The sequence below is a fragment of the Rhizobium sp. Leaf453 genome (genome assembly GCF_001425605.1).
GTDB lineage: Bacteria > Pseudomonadota > Alphaproteobacteria > Rhizobiales > Rhizobiaceae > Pararhizobium.
On the sequence record NZ_LMRG01000005.1, the window covers coordinates 52249 to 69242 of the forward strand.

At 56.5% G+C, this 16994-nt stretch carries 19 protein-coding genes; 6 read left to right on the top strand and 13 right to left on the bottom strand.

What is annotated here, in order from left to right; all coding sequences use genetic code 11:
• Positions 1-146: 146 nt before the first annotated feature.
• A complete protein-coding gene (locus ASG68_RS30325; RefSeq protein WP_082553964.1) occupies positions 147-293 on the top strand; it encodes a DUF1127 domain-containing protein in 147 nt (48 codons plus the stop codon).
• A gap of 361 nt (positions 294-654) precedes the next feature.
• On the opposite strand, the gene dinB is transcribed toward ASG68_RS30325, so the two are convergent.
• From dinB to ASG68_RS08065, 3 genes are read right to left on the bottom strand one after another with little or no spacing between them, the layout of a single operon-like run.
• Positions 655-1782, bottom strand: a complete 1128-nt coding sequence (gene dinB / locus ASG68_RS08055) for a DNA polymerase IV (protein WP_413813994.1) — start codon at positions 1780-1782, stop codon at positions 655-657.
• A 32-nt stretch (positions 1783-1814) separates the two neighbouring features.
• Positions 1815-2492: an SOS response-associated peptidase gene (locus ASG68_RS08060; protein ID WP_062609260.1), complete on the bottom strand. Its 678-nt coding sequence runs from the start codon at positions 2490-2492 to the stop codon at positions 1815-1817.
• A 10-nt stretch (positions 2493-2502) separates the two neighbouring features.
• The gene (locus ASG68_RS08065) at positions 2503-4569 is read right to left on the bottom strand and encodes an ATP-dependent helicase (protein ID WP_062609262.1); all 2067 of its coding nucleotides are present in this window, start codon (positions 4567-4569) and stop codon (positions 2503-2505) included.
• Positions 4570-4810: 241 nt separating this feature from the next.
• On the opposite strand from ASG68_RS08065, the gene ASG68_RS08070 reads away from it, so the two are divergent.
• Both ASG68_RS08070 and ASG68_RS08075 read left to right on the top strand, forming a co-directional pair.
• Positions 4811-5527 (top strand): IS6 family transposase, encoded by a 717-nt coding sequence (locus ASG68_RS08070; RefSeq protein WP_062609264.1) that lies wholly within the window; start codon positions 4811-4813, stop codon positions 5525-5527.
• A gap of 177 nt (positions 5528-5704) precedes the next feature.
• Complete coding sequence (locus ASG68_RS08075; protein WP_156384833.1) at positions 5705-5908, top strand: hypothetical protein; 204 nt, start codon at positions 5705-5707, stop codon at positions 5906-5908.
• A 272-nt stretch (positions 5909-6180) separates the two neighbouring features.
• Here the strand turns inward: ASG68_RS08075 and ASG68_RS08080 are convergent, their stop codons facing one another.
• The 4 genes from ASG68_RS08080 to ASG68_RS08095 all read right to left on the bottom strand — a co-directional run bounded on the left by ASG68_RS08080 (position 6181) and on the right by ASG68_RS08095 (position 10225).
• Positions 6181-7257 carry a GSU2403 family nucleotidyltransferase fold protein gene (locus tag ASG68_RS08080; RefSeq protein WP_062609478.1) on the bottom strand — a complete coding sequence of 359 codons (1077 nt, stop codon included), beginning with the start codon at positions 7255-7257 and terminating at the stop codon, positions 6181-6183.
• Positions 7258-7919: 662 nt separating this feature from the next.
• The gene (locus ASG68_RS08085; protein WP_062609267.1) at positions 7920-8204 is read right to left on the bottom strand and encodes a hypothetical protein; all 285 of its coding nucleotides are present in this window, start codon (positions 8202-8204) and stop codon (positions 7920-7922) included.
• Positions 8205-8338: 134 nt separating this feature from the next.
• A complete protein-coding gene (locus ASG68_RS08090) occupies positions 8339-9463 on the bottom strand; it encodes a hypothetical protein (RefSeq protein ID WP_062609269.1) in 1125 nt (374 codons plus the stop codon).
• 252 nt (positions 9464-9715) lie between these two features.
• On the bottom strand, positions 9716-10225 hold the full coding sequence (locus ASG68_RS08095; RefSeq protein ID WP_062609271.1) for a hypothetical protein: 510 nt from the start codon (positions 10223-10225) through the stop codon (positions 9716-9718).
• Positions 10226-10425: 200 nt separating this feature from the next.
• On the opposite strand from ASG68_RS08095, the gene ASG68_RS08100 reads away from it, so the two are divergent.
• The 3 genes from ASG68_RS08100 (at position 10426) to ASG68_RS08110 (ending at position 12745) form a co-directional block, all read left to right on the top strand.
• A complete protein-coding gene (locus ASG68_RS08100; RefSeq protein ID WP_156384834.1) occupies positions 10426-11193 on the top strand; it encodes a hypothetical protein in 768 nt (255 codons plus the stop codon).
• Positions 11194-11242: 49 nt separating this feature from the next.
• Positions 11243-11683 carry a HipA domain-containing protein gene (locus ASG68_RS08105; protein ID WP_062609275.1) on the top strand — a complete coding sequence of 147 codons (441 nt, stop codon included), beginning with the start codon at positions 11243-11245 and terminating at the stop codon, positions 11681-11683.
• A gap of 192 nt (positions 11684-11875) precedes the next feature.
• Positions 11876-12745: a hypothetical protein gene (locus ASG68_RS08110; protein ID WP_062609277.1), complete on the top strand. Its 870-nt coding sequence runs from the start codon at positions 11876-11878 to the stop codon at positions 12743-12745.
• A gap of 55 nt (positions 12746-12800) precedes the next feature.
• On the opposite strand, the gene ASG68_RS08115 is transcribed toward ASG68_RS08110, so the two are convergent.
• The 6 genes from ASG68_RS08115 to ASG68_RS08140 form a co-directional block, all read right to left on the bottom strand.
• Entirely contained in the window at positions 12801-13112 is a 312-nt protein-coding gene (locus ASG68_RS08115) for a hypothetical protein (RefSeq protein WP_062609279.1), read from the bottom strand.
• A gap of 16 nt (positions 13113-13128) precedes the next feature.
• On the bottom strand, positions 13129-13641 hold the full coding sequence (locus tag ASG68_RS08120) for a DUF3990 domain-containing protein (protein WP_062609281.1): 513 nt from the start codon (positions 13639-13641) through the stop codon (positions 13129-13131).
• Between the two features lie 8 nt (positions 13642-13649).
• The gene (locus tag ASG68_RS08125; protein WP_062609283.1) at positions 13650-14336 is read right to left on the bottom strand and encodes a hypothetical protein; all 687 of its coding nucleotides are present in this window, start codon (positions 14334-14336) and stop codon (positions 13650-13652) included.
• 169 nt (positions 14337-14505) lie between these two features.
• Positions 14506-15474: a glycoside hydrolase family 75 protein gene (locus tag ASG68_RS08130; RefSeq protein ID WP_062609287.1), complete on the bottom strand. Its 969-nt coding sequence runs from the start codon at positions 15472-15474 to the stop codon at positions 14506-14508.
• Between the two features lie 26 nt (positions 15475-15500).
• Complete coding sequence (locus ASG68_RS08135; protein WP_156384835.1) at positions 15501-16253, bottom strand: hypothetical protein; 753 nt, start codon at positions 16251-16253, stop codon at positions 15501-15503.
• A gap of 352 nt (positions 16254-16605) precedes the next feature.
• On the bottom strand, positions 16606-16881 hold the full coding sequence (locus ASG68_RS08140) for a helix-turn-helix domain-containing protein (protein WP_244484140.1): 276 nt from the start codon (positions 16879-16881) through the stop codon (positions 16606-16608).
• Between the last annotated feature and the right edge of the window lie 113 nt (positions 16882-16994).

Below are 16994 nucleotides of genomic sequence, written 5' to 3' on the forward strand. Positions count from 1 at the left end.
TCGGACCCATGCTTTGAGCGCATGGCCGGCCTGAGACCTTGTGCCTTATCGACGGCGGGGCAAGAGCCTATATTCCAATCATCGAAACGACGTTGGAACCGAAGCAAGGTTGCTGGCGTCAAGAGACCTCACGGAAGGGGATCATCATGAACGTAGCACGCTCTTTCAATAGCTGGCGCAAGTACCGTCAGACCGTTACCGAACTCGGCCGCATGAGCTCGCGCGAACTGCAGGATCTTGGTATCAATCGCGCCGATATTCAAAGCGTTGCCCGGCAGTCGGTCGCTCGCTAAGCGGCTTTTTCCAAACCAACCTGCATTACCCTACGCCCGCTGATAACGCGGGCGTTTGTGTATCTGGCCTGCCACGAAGCCCTGAGTTGAAGATTTCTTTCGTCAGAGGTGGCCGTGCATATTTCGCATAGCTGCACTGCAGCAAAGTCTATTTAATGTGCGGTGAGAATGGGTATCTTGGTTTCATCGAAGCGATGCACCTCCTCCCGCAGAGCTTCGAATTCAGACGGCCCACTCCTCCTCCCAAGGGGCGTCTGTCGGAACAGCGGCACTCCTCCTCTTGAGCCACTGTTCGGTTCTTTTCGGAAAGCCTGCCGCACCTCCTCCCGCGGCAGGCTTTTTCGTTTTCAGGGCCGTCGCATTAGAGCCCGAGAGCGAGTTGCGGTTCTTGCCCGCTCACTTCGGTGTTGAGCGATGACAGGGTGATCCCGAGGAGCCGCACCGGACGTTTGAACGGGAACACCGAGGCGAGCAGGGTCTCAGCATTCTCCAGGACCATGTCGATGTCTGACACGGATCCCGACACGGTCCTGCTGCGGGTCGCCTGGCTGAAATCCGAATATTTGATTTTGACAGTCACGGTCTTCCCCGTGATGTCGTGCGCTTCGCAATAGCGCCAGACTTTCTCGGCCAACGGCCGCAACTCGGCTTTGGCCAGATCGAAATCGTCGATGTCCTCAACGAACGTGTCCTCGGCGCCAACAGACTTTCGAATGCGATCGGATCTCACCCGGCGTTCATCGACCCCACGGGCAATGCCGTAGAAATACGGACCGGACTTCCCGAAATTCTGCTGAAGGAAGGCGAGCGACTTCGCTTTGAGATCAAGCCCGGTTTCGATGCCGTGCCGTTTCATCCGTTCGGCGGTGGCCGGTCCCACGCCATGGAATTTCTTGACGGGGAGGGCCTCGACGAAACCCGGCCCGTTCTTCGGCGTGATGACGGCCTGGCCGTTCGGCTTGTTCAGGTTGCTCGCCATCTTGGCCAGGAATTTGTTGTAGGAGATGCCCGCCGAGGCATTGAGACCGGTGACCTGTTTGATCTTTGCGCGGATTTCCAACGCGATGTCGGTGGCGATCTCCATGCCCTTCAAGTTCTCGGTCACATCGAGATAGGCCTCATCGAGCGACAGCGGTTCGATCAGCGGCGTATATTCGGCGAAGATTTCGCGTATCTGCTGGGATACCGCCTTGTAGACATCGAAGCGCGGCGGCACAAAGATCAGCTCCGGGCACTTGCGTTTGGCGGTTACCGACGGCATGGCCGAATGCACGCCGAAGACACGGGCCTCGTAACTTGCGGCCGCCACAACGCCGCGTGCCGCCGATCCTCCGACCGCCAATGGTAGCCCACGTAGCTCCGGGTTGTCTCGCTGCTCGACCGATGCATAAAATGCGTCCATGTCCACATGGATGATTTTGCGCACGGGTTGCACGCGACCCATGCCGTCAGTTTCCAGACGGTAATCCGGCATTTGGTGAACAGGCATTTGACTGCCCTGGTCGTGCTCTATGCTGGTGATCAAAGCAACAGACCTTCCTTGTCCGGCTTTGGTTTGGCCTGCGGCGGCACGATCACCAGCATGTTGCCCGGTAGCGGACGCTGTAGGAGACGAGCTTCATCCCACGGTGCTGTCAGCCAGGTCTCGACTTCTTCAGGCGTGGTCAGGATGGAGGGCATGGCCTTTTGATGAATCGGCGAGACGATCTCGTTGGGGGAGGTCGTCAGAAATCCGAAGAGTTCGTATTCCTGTTCGCCATCCCTGACCTTCCGCACGCCTTTCCAGGGCGTCCAGAAGCCCGCGAAAAACATCAGCGGCCGATCTTCATTGCCGGCAAACCAAGCGTTCGGGACACGCCCGCCCTCCATCTTGCTGGCTGGGTCAGGCTCGGCAAAAGACGTGAACGGCACGACGCAGCGGCTGGTAGGCCCAAGCCAGCGGCGCCAATGTGGCGAACTTACATTGCGGATATTGGTGACGCCCGGGTCGTAGTTTTTCACATTGGCGGGCGGCGACGGCATGCCCCAGGTCGCCCGGGCAATCTCTCGGCTCCCGTCCTCGGCAACGCGGACAATCGGTGCCTGATAGCCCGGGTAAACGTCGAAGCTCGCTTCGTTCCAGCCGGCGCGATCCCTAAAAGCCTTCGTGAACTGGAGAACCGCGTCACGGGTGGTGGTCACATTGTAGAGATTGCACATCGATCCTCTCCTATTTCCACATGGCTCGCATACGGGCGCCGACATCGATACGGATCTGCTGAGCACTTCGCTCGGACGTGGCTGCCGAGACCTTCGGCCAAGTCGTCGTCTCGAAGAATTGCAGCAGCGTGGCAGGAATGAACCGCGTCCTCGCCGCATAAACATGCCGATCCCCTTGAGCGTTCTGCCCGTGGGTAAAAAACCGCTGCGGCGTGACCAGCGCCAGGTGATCCCTGGCGCGGGTCATGGCGACATAAAGCAGCCGGCGCTCTTCCTCGAGTTCCTGGCTGGTCCCGGTTCCCAGATCAGACGGTATACAGCCGTCAACGACATTGAGCATGAAGACCGCGCGCCATTCCTGGCCTTTTGCCGAATGAATGGTCGACAGGATCAGATAGTCCTCGTCGAGCAGCGGCACGCCGGCCTGATCGCTGGTCGCATCTGGCGGATCAAGCGTTAATTCGGTGAGGAAGCGCTCGCGCGATGGATAGCTGCTGGCGATCTGCTCGAGCTGTAAGAGATCGGCCTTGCGGGTGTCTGCATCTTCATGGATGCGATCGAGATGCGGCTCGTACCAGAGGCGTGCCTGCCCGATATCCGATGGCCAGCCATTTTCATTCTTTCGCAAGCCCCCAAGCAGTTGAACGAACGATGTCCAGTCTTCGCCGGACTTGGGCGGAGGTGGGATCTCGGCAAGGGCGAGCAGTGGCTCCGGGTCAGCCGCGATCGTCTCAAGAATGTTGCCGGCCGTCTTTGGCCCGATCCCCGGCAGCATCTGCAGCAGCCGGAAGCCGGCAACGCGGTCGCGCGGGTTCTGCGCGAACCGCAGAACCGCCAGCATGTCTTTGACATGGGCGCTATCGAGAAACTTCAGGCCGCCGAACTTGACGAAGGGGATGTTGCGGCGGGTGAGTTCGACCTCAAGCGGACCGCTATGACTGGATGTGCGAAACAGCACAGCCTGGTTCTTCAGCGTCATGCCGGTCTCGCGGTTGGCGAGCACCTGGTCGACGATGAAATTCGCCTGCTCGGTCTCGTCCTTGACGGTGACCAGTTTCGGTCGCTCCAGCGATTGCCGATCGGTCCACAGGTTCTTGGTCAAACGCTCGCGCGCCAGATCGATGACGCCATTTGCTGCGGCGAGGATCGGCTGTGTCGAACGATAATTCCGATCCAGCGTGATGATATCGGCAGCCGGACTGAAGGATGATGGGAAATCGAGGATGTTGCGAACCGTCGCCGCGCGGAACGAATAGATCGACTGCGCATCGTCGCCGACCACCGTCAACCCACGTCCACCGGGCTTGAGCGCCATCAGCACCGAGGCCTGCAACTTATTGGTATCCTGATACTCATCGACCATCACATGGTCGAACCGATTGCCGATATCGTCGGCAAGATCGGGATCGCTGACCATCTGGGCCCAATAGAGTAGCAGATCGTCGTAATCGAGCACGTTCTGGGCCTGTTTGGCCTCGACATAGGCGGCAAACAATTGCTTCAGCTGTTCTTCCCAGCTCGCCACCCATGGATAGTGCTGGCGCAGGATCTCGTTCAATGGCGCCTGCGAATTCACCGCACGCGAATAGATCGACAGGCACGTGCCCTTGGTGGGAAAACGGTTTTCGGTCTTGGAAAAACCCAGCTCGTGACGGGCAAGGTTCATCAGGTCGGCACTGTCCTCCCGATCGTGGATGGTGAAATCCACATTGAGCCCGATCTGCTCGGCATAGATCCGCAGCAATCGGGCGCCTATCCCGTGAAACGTACCGGCCCAGGCCAGCGCATCGGTCAAAGTCCCGGAATTGGCGCCCAGCACCTGCTTGCAGATCCGCTCGACACGGCGCGCCATTTCTGACGCGGCCCGGCGGGAAAACGTCATCAGCAGCATGCGCCGCGGATCGGCCCCGTTGACGATCAGGTGGGCCACGCGATGGGCAAGCGTATTGGTCTTGCCGGATCCGGCGCCAGCGATGATCAGAAGCGGTCCTGCCACCTGTCCGTCCGCCCGCCTGACGCCGTGTTCCACAGCCTGCCGTTGCTGCTCGTTCAGTTTTTCCAGATAGGCAACCGTCATGCCGTCATCCCCGATAAGTGCCTGTCTGTTCATGCTGTTTTGGTTTGGGATGCCCGTCGCTTGCTCATCGCGTACCGCTATCCGCGCCTTAGCCACCGCCAGAATCAGCATTGACTCATTTGGAGGATAAGAACAAATAATGAACATATCAGCCGCGATCGCCGCTGAAAAGCCCTGAACAGCATCGACGAGGGCACTGTCATGTTAACCGGGCGTCGATCAAAATGTGGGATCTGGTGGCATGACCAAATTTGCCCGTGATCCGCTCTATCGCCGCCATCGATTTCCAGCAGATGTGATTGCCCACGCTGTGTGGCTCTACTTCCGGTTTCCGCTCAGTCTGCGCATGGTTGAGGATGTGCTGGCAGCCGGTGGAATCATCGTCTCTCACCAGACTGTTAGGCTGTGGGCGGAGAAGTTTGGCCGGCATTTTGCCAATGATATCCGCAGGCGCTCGGCCGGCAGGCTCGGTGACAAATGGCACCTTGATGAGGTTGTGATCACGATCGCCGGCAAGAAACATTGGCTCTGGCGTGCCGTCGATCAGGAGGGTTTCGTCCTTGACGTCCTGGTCCAGAGCCGGCTCAATGCCGAAGCTGCCAAGCGTTTGATGCGAAAGCTGCTGAAAGGACAAGGCCGTTCGCCGCGTGTGATGATCACCGACAAACTTCGATCCTATAACGCAGCGAAGCGGGAGATCATGCCCGGCGTCGAGCATCGCTCGCATAAAGGCTTGAACAATCGGGCTGAAAACTCCCATCAGCCGACCCGAAGGCGAGAAAGGATCATGAAGCGCTTCAAGTCACCGAGGCACCTTCAACGTTTTGTTTCCATCCACGATCCGATTGCCAACCTCTTTCACATCCCCCGAAATGACGTCCCATCCAACGATCATCGCGAGCTGCGAACAATCGCCATGGACACTTGGTATCAGATCGCACGCCTTCGCCCCGCTTAAACCAAAGCGCAAATCCTAGATCTTGCCTTGGCAGCGTTAAGTTTAGTGCCGGCTGCGTGACTGGAAGCGGCGAGCACCAGCTTTGGCCGCAGCCCTTTAACTTTACGATGCCGGAAAAACCTTGTTGCAGACGGTGCCCATGTGCGCGAAACTCAGGGCAACCGGAACGGAGCGATCATGTCGCAGTACTTCAATCAGATGCGCGGAGATAACGACGCGAAACGCTTGTTGGAGGAGCGACTTGCTCGCGAGGAAATGGGCAATGCCGCGTATGACAAGATGATCTCGAACCATGATGATCGCACGTTCAAGATCGTTGGCGCCGTGCTCATGGTCGTTTTCGGAGTCGCGGTGTTCGTCGTGACCGGGCTTGAATACTGAAAGATGACACAATGTCCGCAGATTGGGTGAATCTGATTGTCTTGCGCTGATCCTTACGATTTTCGCGGGCGCCATGGCGTTGATGGTGTAGACGCCCCAGGACGGATATGTTCTCGATGAGTGTCCGTCGTCGAATGATTTGAGACTTTTTGGGGATCTCGCCAGCTCGGCGATAATCATCGCTTACATATACCGCATTTATCCAAATGCGGCACCTGCCACACAATTCCTCATGCTCTCCGTATGGGCTGAGTTTCGCGTTCATCTGTCGATCACCTTTTCAGCAGGCTTTCCACCACCTCGGGACCGAGAACCTTTTCTAGGGCTTTCACTCCGTTCTTGGGCAGTCTCGATAGGCCGCTGACGATGCCCTCTTTCCACGCATCTCCACGCTCCCATGCTTCCTCCCACGCTTCGGCCAGTTCGTCGCCGTGGCGCGTCTCCATGAGGGCTTCGAAGAGCAAGGCGGCCTGCGACAGGTCTTTGTCTGCTTTCACGCGTCCTAGCGTGTCCGTCAGCCTACGCGAAGACACGATCAGCTTGTGGACGGCATACCTCTCGGGAGCGGGGACAAGGACGTTCACGCCCTCGCGGAAGAGAAGCACCGTCCGGATTGGCTCGTAGATGAGATAGTCCAAGAACCGGAGGTTTTCCGCCGACGCGCCGCCGAGGGCGGGCATGGGCGATGGTTTGCCAGTGTATTCGTCCGATCCACGGTTTCCAGTCAGGAACTCCACCCGGTAGCCTTTGGCGTTCTGGAAGGCCACCACCTTGGCTTTGTCGGCCTGGTGCGGAACCGCTCGGAAGTCGGGATCGACCGACTGGAGGATTTCTAGGATCGGCGGCAGGCTGTCTTGGACCCCAGCCGAGATCGCGAAGTCCTGCGCGAAATCCGCGTCGCCCGTCTGCATGGCTGCCGAGGGGAGGCGGACACCGAGCATCCCCGCATAGGTGCTGAATGCCACCGACCCAATCAGGACGGCCCGCAGCCGGAACAATCCGGCGTCGGCTAGAGCTTTAGTGACATCGCCCGCGAATGGATCAGGACCGGGGAGGCCTGCGCGGCGCAGCGTGCTAACCATGCGCCTCCGCTCCCGGATGTTGTCCTTGATCTCCTTGTGGGCCTTCACCCGCTCCGTGATCGCTATGTCGCTCGCGGGACCGACGTAGCTTCGCTTGTCCTTGCCCTCGGGGGTAGGGAGATCAAAATACCAGTAATCGCGATCTTTGACGGTCACGCTCACGAACCATCCCTCCAAGGGGAAGTCCGCCACAAATTGAGCATCGAGCGTCCGTTGCGCCAGCTCCGCGAACATCGTCCGATAGCTGATGTCGATCCCTTTCATCATTGGCGTTTCCTTCTCGAGTGCGGCGGCCCTCTCGGCGGCAAGTTCGGCCATCGCCTGGTCGAAGCGCCGTTTCCTTCTGCTGATGAAGTCATTTTCGCTCATCTCGCACCGCTGTTATAAGTCTCGGCCAAGACCTTATAACCATGTTCGCTTTTGTCAACGTTATAAGTCTTTGCCAAAACCTTATAACGGGTTGGCTGCCACACCCCCCCCGGAAGCCCGGGGTAAAAGTGCAGATCGTGTTCTGTTTCAGTTCGATGGCTGCCCTGCCTGCTCGTCGGCCTGCTCACACGCTCGCGCTGGCGTCGTAACGTTAACCCCGCGGCGATTAGCCTATGCGATTTTGCGGCATGACCCAAACCGTTCGAAACCGTCTCTATCGCCGCCACCGGTTGTCGTTTGGCATTTAACTGTAAGAATGCGCCCGTTCAGACTGGTGATGGCACCTAATTTGAGATTCGTCGGTGTGATTTTCCGTGCAAAACGCCTTTCGGTTCGGCGATAACCATCTGTAATATAGGTTATTTTCTCATGGAAGCGTGGCTGTAAGCAGCCATCTTTCCCTGGCGGTGAATCTCACATTAAGTGCCAAAAAGCGAAGCCAGAATCTCAAATTAAATGCCAAGTCTCAATTTAAGTGCCGCGCTATCTTATTGAAACTGTTAGGACTGGAATCTCACGATTAAATGCAAAACGACACCACTCAAAGTGCGTTTGATCTGCACCGCGGTGGAACGTATGCCGCCCGTTGGAAGGCGGTGCTGAATGATTGCATCGTCGAAGCCGGGGACTGCACCAGAGCGTTGGAGCTCGATCCGTTCGACAATCAACCCAGAGGGATCGCCGAGTGTTCCGGTTTCGCTGAGCAATGCGGCGAGCATACAAGCGATGGCATTTGCCTCAAATGTGGTGCCCGCGCCACTGGTTCCAATTACGGAAAGCGCCATTGCGCGACCTCTAATCTTCCCTGTCTTGGTCGAGTGCGGTTTTGCATCATATTGCGAGAATTGGTGAGACGGGCAAGTAGAGCTCCATTGCATTGATGGCCGGTTCACGGCGTCGAGCGCAGTCAGCGTTGCATCTAGATTTCGGAAGCATTCTTCTCTTCGAACGAAAGCTCGGAGACGAAGAGCCTGCCGATGCTGAGCCTTGCCATGTAACGCTCCTTCTCGAGGAAGGTGCGGTCGGCCTGGTCCGCAATTCCGATATTGGCTCGCGCGCTCGTTCCCTCTTTCATGTCTTCCCCCGTCAGGTCACGCAGGAAACGATCGTTTATGCCGTTTCTGATCCTGATCGACCGGATCGATCGACCGTCGACCAGAATGGGTACCGGGAGGTCGACCTTCATCATACGTCCCCTGTACCGTTCCTTGTGCGCGCCAAACCGTTCAAAAGACGTCCTCTGCTTAAGCTCGTCGTTCGAGTGGCGCACCTTTTCTGCCACGAATTCGCTCCGTTCCGCCTCGCGCTTGCCCTTCAACGGTTGCGATTTTGGGCTGGGTCCCGATGGCGCGGACATCATTGCCGAGGTTGCCTGGAACCCAGCAAGACGCAGGGCTCTCGCGCCAATGGCGCGCTCTATTGCGTCATCGGCAAGGGCCAGATCGTCCTCTCTAACAACGAAGTCGTCCGACCCGGGCGGATCGATAATGCGCAGGTTTGATCTTGCGCCACTGCCTTCGACCGCAATCGACAATCCGCAAGCCAATCGCTGCCCGGTGTGGCCGGCAGGAAACTGAATCGTATTCTTCTGCGAGACCGCTCCCGTGAGAGGATTAAGGCCTCCCAATTGTCGATTGCGATACTCGATGCCGCTCTGCGTGCCCTTGCATTCGATCACGTGCCACACCCCGGACGCATCGCGCGCAACGAAGTCCGGTGTCTTCCGTGGACCCCGCTTTGCCGTCTTTAGGGTCGCAGCTCCGGCACTGGCGGCGAGCCTGTCGACAAAGTATCGGCCATCAGCGATCGGTCCTAAGGTGAGCTTCTCGATCAGCCACGCCATGGGAATGCCCATACCGAAGTCATCGCTGAGGATTGTCTTCTGGTGCGCGTCAAGATCGAAAAAAGGCCTCGTCAGTTGGAGGTCGGGCGTATCGGCGATGGCATGAAGATATCGCACCCAAGCCCAGAACTCGCTTAGAGACACGCCGGAGACATGTGACGGTGTCGTGAGGTAGCCAATCGTTAGCAGAACCGATGCCATATTGAAGTCACAACTGCTTGTGCCGGCTACGAAAGACGCGGGAAACGCGGGCTGTCTGGGTGGCCTTGGCCAGGTCGACCTGTCGACCTGCACGGATAGATTACGGAGCATGATAGACCTGATGGAGTGAGCGTCGCGATCCCGGATCGTTTCGCCGGCTTTCTGGCGCGGGACGGGCAACGACACCTGGAGTGACAATTTAAGATCGACCGGGCTATGCCCGAAGGGTAGCGTGCGCTACCCGCACGAGCCTTACTGTGCCTGGACTATTTGCTCCTTAACGCCCCACGATTTGATGTCGGGAATCTGGACATAAAACAGCCCGGGGCAACGGTCGTCGCTTACTAGAGGGCATTCGACACTGATCCGCGACACTGCGATATCCTTACACTCAAAACGTGGCGTGTGGTCGGCAGTTTCCGAATACTTGCCACTTTGCGATTCATTGAACATGAGTTGAGCCGCAGGTCGTTCGACCACTTCAATCTCGCCATCTTCCTGGGTTTCTTCCACCTTATGCCAGAAGGCGATCTGGATGGGCACCGAAGTTGTGATGCCGGATTGGAGAAGGTCCAGTCTCGCATGCACCATGCAGGCAGGAACGCAATCATTCCCGCCGTTGCCGCAATCGGTTTTGTCAAGCGTCTCCATGCGCACGGACAGGGCATATGTTGTCGTTGCATCCGCGCTGGCGACCGGCTGAGCACATGCCATGAAGAACGCCGCGGCAGTCGCAGCAGATATGATGCTGTATATCGTCATTCTTTCCCCTCCAGACCCATCTCGAAGGCGATATGACCACAGTCACTGCTGGTTGAGAATACTAAATATTACGACAATCTGAGTTTGTTGGGAAAGTCGTGCTGCGCGTTCCTTCGTGACCGTGATAGTGGAATTTCCGACTCGTCAAAATCAATTAAGGGTAGTAGTTGTGGCGTAGTCAAGCAGACAAGGGGCGCAAGATGGATTTGGCCGATATCGCAAGCGTTTTGGATCCAAAGCTCACCAGTGAGATCGTTGAGACGATCCACGACGAGGCAGGGAATCAGTACGCCTTGGTACTGCAATCCGGGGAGTATGAAAGCGCTTTATCGCTGGTTGGCCTTGTAGACGGGGAACCTATGCTTCTGACCGGGGATGTCTGGGATGTCGCCGGCACAGACAACGACCTCCAGCAATTGCTTGCGAAATTCGCTCAGTTCGATCTTCCCTCGGTGGAGGAGTATGACGATCCGGCTGTAATGGCCGCTGGTCCGACGATTTCGCAAGAAGCGCTGAACATCCTCGTGCACGAAACGGCGATTTGGGGTGTCGATAACCCCGAAATGAACTCGCGTGAGTTATCACCGCCGGAAACACGCGGCGGTAAGCTTGGCTGCGCTTGGGCAGTGAACCGGATCGTCAAGAGGGCCTGTGGCCAGCCGGTTGGGGGAGGGCTTCAAACGGCGTTCATGATCTTGTCCCTTCGCCAGCAGGACAGGGAAGTGCCTGTAGGTGAGATACCGGGGCCAGGCGTTATCGTGATTTCCCCAACCTCCGGCGGCCAAATTGGGCATGTCGGAATCCTGGGGGAAAACGATAAAATTTACTCGAACTCCACGAAATTTGGAATGTGGAAGCAGAGCCATACAGTTGATGCTTGGGTTGCTTACTATGGCAAGGAAAAAGGCTTGCCGGTTTTCTATTTCGAACTCAATCCACGCCGCTATTCGAAGCCGGCCCTGATGTAGCTCGGTTTGACATCTCCGTGGTTCGACCTCGCCTCGCTTATCAAGGCAATTGCGCGCTGACCTATATGCCGTCAAAACTCTTTTCCAGAGAGCGCTCTATGCGTGGTTTATCGCGGATGGTGACATGCACCTGAAGAATCTGGCGCTCCTCAAAACAGCCGAGGAGGGTGCCGATCATTTTGCGTCGGTGAGATTTGCTCCCGCCTACGACGCCGTGACAACGCGTGTTTTTCCTCGCCTGGAGCATGATCGGATGGCGCTTAAACTGAACGGCCGGGACGATAATCTGTCGCCCGAGGATTTCGAGATTCTTGCCCGAACGATCGAGCTGCCAGCACGCTGGGCGGCACAATGCATGTCGACGATGGCACGCAGCATTTCAGATGCCGTCGGGACCCTGGTCTTGCCCGAAGGGTATAGGCTTGCTGGAGACCGCATTCTTGATCGGTTGCGTGATATCGTAAACGGGCGTCTCGGGCCGTTCATCTAATGGCTAAGCTGCAAACGTGCTTTCGCCGGAATAGACGAAGTCCTGGTGGATGCCTGGTCATCCGAAAGACATTGGAGCTTATGGAGCCGCCGACGAGACGGTGTTGTGAGCAAAGCACCATTCTACATGAGAATACGCAACGCCTCGTGTTCAAACAGGGCGAGACGGTGGCATCAACCTAGAGGCAAATCAATGCGCGAGTACGATGGTGCAGTGTTGTTCGTTGACATACTCGGCGTCGGAGCGCTGACCACGTCTCCGAAAACAATCGTCGAAATGGCAGATTTCGCTGCTCATTCGAGGCACTCAAAGCCGGTGGTCTCCAATCAATACTTCTGTGCAATCCTGCTTTCGCAGTTCCGGCGTAATCTTATGGCTGTCGATAGCGATGGGTTGTTCGTCGCGCAATTGTCGGACAGTGCATTTCTGTGGTCGAAGAACACGAACCTCGTCCTTGAAGCAGCCCGCAAGCTTTTCTGGTTAAACGCGTATTCTGGTGTGCTGGCGCGTGCGGGAATGGCTTTCGGGCAGATCGTGGAGCCAGAAAAGGTCGCCAGTCATCTCGGGAAATTTGTCTGCGGTGAAGCCGTTACGCGAGCGGTCGGCCTCGAGCAAACCGGCAAAGGCGCTCGAATATTTGTGGATACGATCATACCGGGCCAGATCCTTTCCCATTTCGGACCGCAGGATTTCTCGGATATGACGAACGCTTCGGATTTTTCCAAAGTCGACGAGTTTGTCTGGTTTGGTCGACCCGATGGCCATCAAGCGAGCGGGAAGATGACGCAGGATCAGCTCGGTTCGGTTGCGGATCTCTCGTTCCTCTTTCAATCATCGCTCCTCTATAGATGGAATGCGGCGAGCGCGGCGGGCCAGATCCAGTTGGCCGCGACCATCGACCGGATCGGAACCGAGATCGTGAAAATCGCCAAAAGGCATCGACTAAAGATCGCCCGTGGCGCGATCGTGCCAAGGGACATTTTCCTGGCCGGTAATCCTTCACATCCGGAGCGTCGTTCGGATGAGCGGTTGGAGCAGATGCGTTTCGCCAGAGATCGCTAGAAGTGCCTGCTCATGCATGATGCAGGCACTTCCTGCACGGCCCGCAGGCCGCCTCTCACGTCATTTGAAATGGACTTTCGAAGGTAGGGGCTCGCTCAGCGTTATAACGCTGAACAGCGCTCTGCCATTTGTCGTCATCCAGGTCCTCCGCCGCCAGGTCTGCGGCAAGCGTCAGTGGATCGTGATGAAGGACGAAGATGCGCTCGCTCAAAGGCGCGGAGAAAAGCCTAGTGCGAAACCTCTCGAGAAGGGTTTGGGCCTCAATTGGCTCCACTTGAAAAACCTCCGCGAGCGCTCGGTGCGTTTGGGAAAGGAGCATCTCTATAAGACGGTTTTGCACGTCATGACCTACGTTCTCGGCCTGCATGTCAAACCCCGAATGTTCAAAATAGTGAGGACGCAACTGTCGTTGTCAGGTATCTCAACTGTTTGAGCGCATCTGCGACATTCTTTCCCGATTGCGCAAAGCAGATCTGATCACAGTTGGCGTAAGTGAGCGTTTGGGGAAAGGCGGCGACAGGACCAACCACGACATCGAAGGCGTGTTTTCCATTGCGCTTATGGTTAGTGCTTCCCAGACGATTGAAGACCACGAAGTCATGAAAGGGCTTATCGTCGAGAACAAAGCTCAAGACGTCGATTGCGGGATTGGAGGGCCAGTCCCAGTTCATTTCGAACTGAACGACAGCAGCTTTCAGAACCAACCCGCGCGCAGTTGACGTTCGAGCTTTTTGGTTCGCCCATTGCTTTGCCTGGTGAAAGCTGCTCGTCACGTAAAATCCCTTCCCGAAGTCGGCGGCCGACCGGCCGCGCTTTGGATCCGGCGATTTGGCGACACTCGTGGTGTGGATGTCCAATGTACCGTGGAACACATGGGTCTTATTCGTCCAAACCATCGATCCCCCTATTGAAAGGCCTCGTCAATCGCAGACAAGACCGTCCTCGTTTTGTCGATCAGTCGTTGCAATGATGGGGAAACGGAGCCTGTTGCCTCAACGCTTCGAATGATCGTTTCCGCTCTCACGCGCACATTCTTATCGTAAGGCACGCGAGCGATGGAAGGTAGGATTCCCAAAAGGATGCGATAGCGGGTGAAATTGAAGCGCGCCGTCAAGGCAACTTTTTGCAAAAGGCTGAGATCGTCGTCGCTTGGATTATCAATTGCCAGCGTCGCAAGCGTGACCATAGCCCCCTCGTCAGGACGCTCCGCCAAATCGGCACGGCGTATTGAAAGTGTCGACGCCAAACGCGCAAGTTCATCAGCGAGCCTCTTTCGCTCCGCCACGCGCAGGGTCTCATCTTCGATTGAAACTTCGTCGTACATCTTCGCAAGAGCGTCGAAGCGTTCAATCGTCGAGCCAACCTGGCCCAGGACCTTTCGCGAAACAGCAGGCGGTCGCGCGATTTCGCGCGCAAGTTCTAGTGCGACCGTACCGATCTTAAGCTTTATCTTGTTTGCCTCAGCAACGCGCAGGTTCAGAGACTGGGTCAACGATCCGATCTGGCTTTGAAACAGCCATATTGCGGTCAATGCGACAGCTGGCCAGGCAATGGCCCCAATGAGATCCGTGATCGCTTTGACAGCATCCAAGGCGAACTCCCTGCGTAATGCGCGCGAAAGCATGATACCAGAAGTTATAGAAGGCGCTATAGATACCCGCGTAGCGTCTTGTTCCGACCTGTTTTGCTACTGTTTCTTCATCGGAGGGTGAAAGATAGCGACAATTCGGCTTGAAGGGCGGCAGTTCGCGTTCGTATGTTTAATCGAGCTTTGCGCAGGCATCGAGTCGTTCCACCCCACCCCACTCTTCGAAAAGCTTGGCGCCCTCCCGATCGATATCATCCTGTGTGAATTTGTTATCGGTTTTCGGCCGTATGTCGTCTGCGGGGAAGGTAATATATTGGACTCGGTCTCTGTGTAGCTTCTTTATTTCAGCATAGGTTTCCGTGCCCTTGATCGAGATGCCGCTCAGAAACGACGTGAGGGCAATCGTACCTTCGCCGATACCCTTGACTGGTCCTCTGTCTCCATTGATCGCATAGGCGATTTTGCCAGACTCGAGATCTCTGACAACGACGAGGTCGCCACCGTCTGTTTTGACTCCGCCAGCCCTCCAGTTGACCCTCTTCGGCAAAACCACCGCATTGTACTTCAGGCTGTCCAGATAGCGGCTTTGGTCGCAAAGGCCTTTCTTAGTATCAACGGACAGTGACGTCTGGGATATGAAATAGCCTTCAAATGGCTTGACCGTATTCAGGCACGGGACGTCGCGGCCCAGATTCGCATCGTGCCTCCACGGGATCATATTCTCGGTTTTTATGACTGCATGCCCGACCGGATTATATTTGGAGTTGCGAGCATCCTCGAACGTGGAGATGAATGTGTCGAAACAGGCACCCTTTCGATCTTCGGCTTTGTCACCGCATGTTATCCTGTCCCCATGTGCGTCGTAAAGTTCGCTGATGGCATTGGCGATGTTGTTGAATGCCAATCCTTTATCGGCCTCGGGATCGCCAGGATGGTAGGAACGAGGCGTGCCGTCGGTATTTACGGCCATGTCAGCGGAATAATAAAGTGATCGCACCTTGTGTTCAGAGGAGTAGATTTTCGTTTTTTGATCATCGATATGTGTGTCGATCAACGCCATCTTACACAGATCGGCCGTCAGGGCAGGTGTCGCATTCAAGGCTATGTGAAAGAGTGCAACGGTTGTCAAAAGTCGCATCATGGTCGGACTGTCCCCTTGTATGCCACCTAGGCGGCGGCGCCGTTAATCACCACTTTCGAAATACAGGTTTCGAGCCCTGCCGAAAGCGCGCTCGATGTCGAGACAAATCCGCTAGTGGCGGCTGCTTTGTTCGCTTCGTAAGCTTTCGCGGCGTCCAGAATGTCGCGGTAATTTGGCGCCTGCCGCTCCAATTTACGCCTGAGATCGAGCCTGATCCGGTTGATCGCATCATCGACAAGCGCGGCACTTGTATCCTGCACTTCTTTCGTCGCCGATCTCGCAATGCCGCTCACGCATAGCATTCCTTCAGCCGCGTTGAGCAGGTGCTGAGCCGACTCGCCCGGTTTCGTATAGTTGCGGCCGGCTGCGATCATGCCCGCAGACAGCCCAGCACCCTTCAGAAGATTGACGTTTGCATCATAGAGGAGCGCACCTGCCGCGACACCCGCACTCGATATAATGCCCAATGCAGCAACATCTTCCGTGCGGGAGGCGTTGTCAGCCAACTGGATATATTTGCCGGCGAGAGCCGCAGCATAGTTGACGCGCCCTGCGAAACTGGGCCCCATATCGACTGAAGGGCAGCTGAATTTTCTCGCGCAGACAGCTTCCTGTGTTTGTTTGTCCGAGTTTCTGACTTGTAGCCCAAGTTCTGCTTGTCCAACATCCCCCGCGCCAAAGCAGCCGCTTAAAGCAACGCAATAAACTGCAGGGATTAAAAAGCGCACAAAACCAGTCCATGCAGGGTTCCCCGCATAGTTGAAAAAACTCACCGCCATTGTCCTATGCCCCCCGGCAATAGTTCTTTGATGCGCAGTGCCCGCACATCAATACCCGGTAGAATTGCACGGCACGTGATGTTTGCCTATACCTTGCAGGAAAGAATTTTTATATCATACGTTGGAAAATGTCGACATTGACGCTTGACCGCCGGGCCATTTGAACAAGCAGCTGATATTGCCGGTCTGGAATGCTCAACGGAAATCCCAGGCGTACCGCCGCGCGCACCCGTCGCCATAATGCAATTCGAGAAACCGACAGAGCGAAGGACACATCTTACCGGATGACGCATGCTTTTGTTTCAGCGAGGCGCGGCGCGCCAGAAATCACAATGCGCGGGGAGTGGGGCAATCAGATGGCGCCAGCGCTCGAATGCATCGCGCACGAAGCGGGCTTGCGTGTCACCTTCGACAGGCTCATCAACCCCACCACGCGAAGGATATCGAGCGCCTTCGCCAAAGTCAGGGTTGTTTCACCGCGCTCAAACGCAGCCATTGTCGGATGGCTTACACCCGCTAAGGCCGAGTGGTCCTTTTGAGTGAGCCCTTCCGCCTTTCGCCGGCGCAAGGTCTCTTCCACGTAGCGTTGCCAGGCGAACGGCACTATGTTTCCAGAATTCTCAGGCATGAATTGTCTACAATTTCTCTGAATCTATTCACAAAGCCGTCCGGTGGCTCCGCATCGGGGCGGCGAATGACCCATGCGGCCTTCTCTACTTGGCGTCTTAGATGCTTGAATGC